We start from the raw sequence: 4,353 nt of genomic DNA on the forward strand, positions 1-4,353 counted from the left end.
CAACCATTGTGCGCAGCCAGTGGGTCGACAACGGCGCGGGTTGGCTGGCGGTGATGTTGGCCGACCGCCAGGCGGTGCTTGATCTGCAGCCCGATTATTCGCAATTGCTCGGGCTGGCGGTAGGCGTGATAGCGCCCTGCGATCCCGAGCGCGACGCAGTAGACGCGCACTTTGAAGTGCGTGCGTTTATCGCCGGCGACGGGTTCCCTGAAGACCCGGCCACTGGCAGCTTGAATGCCGGGGTGGCCCAATGGTTGTTGGGCGAAGGCCTGGCGCCGAGCTGTTACGTGGTCAGCCAGGGCACGGCGATGGGGCGCGCGGGGCGTATCCGCATCGAGCGCCAGGGCGATGAAATCTGGGTCGGCGGTGCCGTGGCGGTGTGCATCGAAGGGCGTCTACAGCTCTAGATCAATGCAATTGTTGTAGGCCTTGCCATAAACTATTGTCTGCCTGGCATTTGCGCTGCCGGGGTCGGGGGGCATACGCTTTCGCCCCAACGTTTTTAGCCTTATTCAGGACAGCCATGACCAGCCAGTTCCCTCAAGCCCGCCCACGCCGTCTGCGCCGCTCCCCGGAGTTGCGTAGCTTGTTCCAGGAAACCGAGTTCACCCTCAATGATCTGGTGCTGCCGATTTTCGTCGAAGAAGAAATCGATGATTTCGTGCCAATCACCAGCATGCCGGGTGTGCTGCGCATCCCTGAGAAAAAGCTGGCCGGGGAAATCGAGCGTTATGCCCGCGCCGGGATCAAATCGGTGATGACCTTTGGCGTGTCCCACCACCTGGACGCCAGTGGCAGCGACACTTGGAAAGAGCGCGGCCTGGTCTCGCGCATGTCCTCGATCATCAAGGACGCGGTGCCGGAAATGATCGTGATGTCCGACACCTGTTTCTGCGAATACACCGATCACGGCCATTGCGGCGTGATGCATGGCGCCCATGTCGACAACGACGCGACGTTGGTCAACCTCGGCAAGCAAGCTGTGGCGGCGGCCCGTGCCGGTGCCGATGTGATCGCACCGTCGGCGGCGATGGACGGCCAGGTCCAGGCGATTCGCCGGGCGTTGGATGACGCCGGTTTCACGCATATCCCGATCATGGCCTACTCCACCAAATTCGCTTCGGCCCTGTACGGTCCGTTCCGTGAAGCGGGTGGCAGCGCGCTCAAGGGCGACCGCAAAAGCTACCAGATGAACCCGATGAACCGCCGCGAAGCCGTGCGTGAATCGCTGCTCGACGAGCAGGAAGGCGCGGATGCGCTGATGGTCAAACCGGCCGGTGCCTACCTCGACATCATCCGTGACATCCGCGAAGCCTCACGCCTGCCGGTGGCGGCGTATCAGGTCAGCGGCGAGTACGCGATGATCAAGTTCGGTGCTCAGGCTGGCGCGATCGATGAGGACCGGGTGGTGCGGGAAACTTTGGGTTCGATCAAGCGCGCTGGCGCGGACCTGATCTTCACTTACTTCGCCATGGACCTGGCGCTGGCAGGCATCTAAAGCACCCAACTTGTGGGAGCGGGCAACCCCCCGCTTCCACAGTGGGTTGTAGCGTTTTTCAGCGCTGTGCAAGCTCCAGGTTCAACCCCAACCCTGCAAAGGCCGCCGCAAAACTGCGCCGCAGCCAATTCTGTACCCGTGGTGACTCGATCACCGCGCGGCGAAACACATTGGCCAGCAGGCCATACACCACAAACACCGCAAACGTCATGGCCATGAACACGCCGCTCAGCACCAGCATTTGCAAGGCCGGCGCCGTGCTGGCCGGTGTGACGAACTGGGGTAGGAAGGCCAGGAAGAAAATCGTCAGCTTGGGGTTGAGAATATTCAGCAAAAACCCGCGTAGCATCAGGCCACGGGCCGTGGTTGCCGTTGGCGTGTCATTCATCGCGAAGGCCGAACGATCGCGCCACGTGGCGTAGGCCAGGTACAGCAGGTAGGCGGCTCCGGCGAATTTCAGCGCTTCGAACGCCAATGCGCTGGTGTGCAGAAGCGCGGAAAGGCCGAGGATGGATGCCAATAAGTGCGGGATGATCCCGGCGGTACAGCCCAGCGCGGCGAACACGCTGGCGCGCTTGCCGGCCATGAGGCCCGTGGACACGGTAAAGATCACGCCGGTGCCGGGAATCAGCACAACGATCAGGCAGGTGATGAAAAAGTTCATGCTGAGCATGGCATTCAAACTCCTTGTACGAATGGTCGATGGAAGATCCTGTCATATTCGCATTACGTTGGCGAGGGGAGCACAGGGCGAACCCGCGTTAGACTTACCGGTCGATATCTGCAATGCCCGGCCCATCGCCCTTCAAGGAAGCCCCATGTACCTACGCCACCTGATCCTGTGTCTCATGCCCTTGGTGGTGCTGGCAGGTTGCTCGACCGCACGCGGCCCGCAACAGCCGGAGCGCAGTGAAGCCGAGGTCAAGGCGCAGATCGTGCGTCTGCTGCCCGCCAAGGTCGCCGATCGCAACGGTTGGGCCCAGGATATCTACACCGCTTTCGACACCCAGCACATCTACCCCAGTACCGAAAACATCTGCGCGGTGCTGGCGGTGACCGAGCAAGAGTCCACTTACCAAGTCGATCCACCTGTGCCGAATATGGGCAAGATCGCCCAGGATGAAATCCTGCGCCGTGCCGGTAAGGTGCATGTGCCAGCGGTGTTGGTCCGCACTGCACTGCAACTGCGTTCTCCCACCGGTAAGTCCTACGCCGATCGGTTGAACGCTGCGCGCACGGAGAAGGACTTGAGCGGGATCTTCGATGACTTCATCAGCATGGTGCCCTTGGGCAACACGCTGTTTGGTGGTTTCAACCCGGTACACACCGCCGGCCCGATGCAAGTGAGCATCGAGTTTGCGCAGAAGCAGGCGCGGGGTTATCCCTACACGGTGGACGGCACGATCCGTCGGGAAGTGTTCACCCGACGTGGCGGTATGTACTTCGGCATCGCCCATTTGCTCGGTTACCCGGTGAGTTATGACCGGACGCTGTACCGGTTTGCCGACTTCAACGCCGGTTGGTACGCCAGCCGCAACGCGGCGTTCCAGGCCGCCGTCAGCCGCGTCTCAGGCACCGAGTTGGCGCTGGACGGGGATTTGATCCGCTACGGCTCGCTGCTGCCTGGCAGCACCGAATTGGCGGTGCGTTCCCTCGGCGCCAGGCTGGACATGCGCAACCCCAGCATCCGCAGTCAGCTGGAGCAGGGCGAGCAATTGGATTTTGAGCAGACCACGCTCTACAAACGCGTGTTTGCCCTGGCCGACACAGCGGCGGGCAAACCGCTGCCGCGGGCGATCCTGCCGGGCATTGTGCTCAAAAGCCCGAAGATCACCCGCAACCTGACCACCGCCTGGTTCGCCCAGCGAGTGGATGAGCGCTATCAGCGCTGTATGAAGCGCTGAGGCCAGTTTTAAACGGGTCTGGCGAATCAGCCCCAGGCATCGCAAAGGATATGCGCGGCTGATGGTAATGGTCGCCGCGTGGGGCCTGGAGTACACCTCATGCCTGACTCCAAGGAAGAACCCGCGATGATCGCTCACGCCGTGCCCGAAGGTTTTGTCTCATTGCCGCGCAGCAGCCCGCTCCTCGACTTGTTAGGCCCGGCCTATTGCCGGGGTGAAGGCTTGCAACTGGAAATCGGCCTGCGCGCCGACAACCGTCACGCCAATGGCCGTGGCACGGTGCATGGCGGGGTGTTGGCAACCTTGGCGGATATCGGCATGGGCTATGCGATGGCGTTTTCCAGTGAGCCGCCGTTGCCGTTGCTTACCGCGAGCATGACCGTGGATTACCTGGGCGCGGTGCAAGTGGGGGAGTGGATGGTGGTGCGCCTTGAGCATCACAAGCGTGGCCGGCAAATGGTGTTTGCCACGGTGAGCCTGCAGGTGGGGGACAAGGTTGTGGCGCGGGCGAATGCGGTGTTTGCGGTGCCGCGTGCGGACTGAAGGCGAAAAAAAGGCCCGGTTTTTCGTGGAACCGGGCCTTTTCGTATGTTGCTCTTGAATCAGCTGCGCTCAAGGGCCAGGGCTACGCCTTGGCCGCCACCGATGCACAGCGTCGCCAGGCCTTTCTTGGCGTCGCGTTTGATCATTTCGTGCAGCAGGGTCACCAGAATGCGGCAGCCTGACGCGCCGATCGGGTGGCCAATGGCGATCGCGCCGCCGTTGACGTTGACCTTGTCGGCGTCCCATTCCAGCTCTTTGGCCACCGCCAGGGATTGCGCGGCAAAGGCTTCGTTGGCTTCGACCAGATCCAGGTCGGCCACGCTCCAGCCGGCTTTCTCCAGGCAACGGCGGGTGGCCGCGACCGGGCCGATGCCCATGATGGCCGGGTCAACGCCGGCATTGGCGTAG

The 4,353-nt window shown here is 62.2% G+C and carries 5 protein-coding genes and 1 pseudogene; 4 read left to right on the plus strand and 2 right to left on the minus strand.

Going from position 1 to position 4,353, the window contains the following annotated elements; translation table 11 throughout:
• Both L9Z73_RS26200 and hemB read left to right on the plus strand, forming a co-directional pair.
• Window positions 1-407 (plus strand): PhzF family phenazine biosynthesis protein (locus tag L9Z73_RS26200; RefSeq protein WP_247407392.1); only part of this gene is annotated, 407 nt, incomplete at its 5' end.
• 116 nt (window positions 408-523) lie between these two features.
• The gene (gene hemB, locus L9Z73_RS26205; protein WP_017847039.1) at window positions 524-1,498 is read left to right on the plus strand and encodes a porphobilinogen synthase; all 975 of its coding nucleotides are present in this window, start codon (window positions 524-526) and stop codon (window positions 1,496-1,498) included.
• A 58-nt stretch (window positions 1,499-1,556) separates the two neighbouring features.
• Here hemB and L9Z73_RS26210 read toward each other — a convergent pair whose 3' ends face one another.
• Complete coding sequence (locus tag L9Z73_RS26210; RefSeq protein WP_247407395.1) at window positions 1,557-2,171, minus strand: LysE family translocator; 615 nt, start codon at window positions 2,169-2,171, stop codon at window positions 1,557-1,559.
• Window positions 2,172-2,316: 145 nt separating this feature from the next.
• Here L9Z73_RS26210 and L9Z73_RS26215 point away from each other — a divergent pair, with 145 nt between their 5' ends.
• Window positions 2,317-3,402: a DUF1615 domain-containing protein gene (locus tag L9Z73_RS26215; protein WP_247407398.1), complete on the plus strand. Its 1,086-nt coding sequence runs from the start codon at window positions 2,317-2,319 to the stop codon at window positions 3,400-3,402.
• Window positions 3,403-3,528: 126 nt separating this feature from the next.
• Window positions 3,529-3,945, plus strand: a complete 417-nt coding sequence (locus tag L9Z73_RS26220) for a PaaI family thioesterase (protein WP_247407401.1) — start codon at window positions 3,529-3,531, stop codon at window positions 3,943-3,945.
• Between the two features lie 59 nt (window positions 3,946-4,004).
• On the opposite strand, the pseudogene L9Z73_RS26225 reads toward L9Z73_RS26220, so the two are convergent.
• Window positions 4,005-4,353: pseudogene (locus L9Z73_RS26225) on the minus strand (acetyl-CoA C-acetyltransferase); the annotation flags it as partial.

It is taken from the genome of Pseudomonas emilianonis, assembly GCF_023072625.1.
In the GTDB taxonomy this organism is placed as follows: domain Bacteria; phylum Pseudomonadota; class Gammaproteobacteria; order Pseudomonadales; family Pseudomonadaceae; genus Aquipseudomonas; species Aquipseudomonas paraveronii.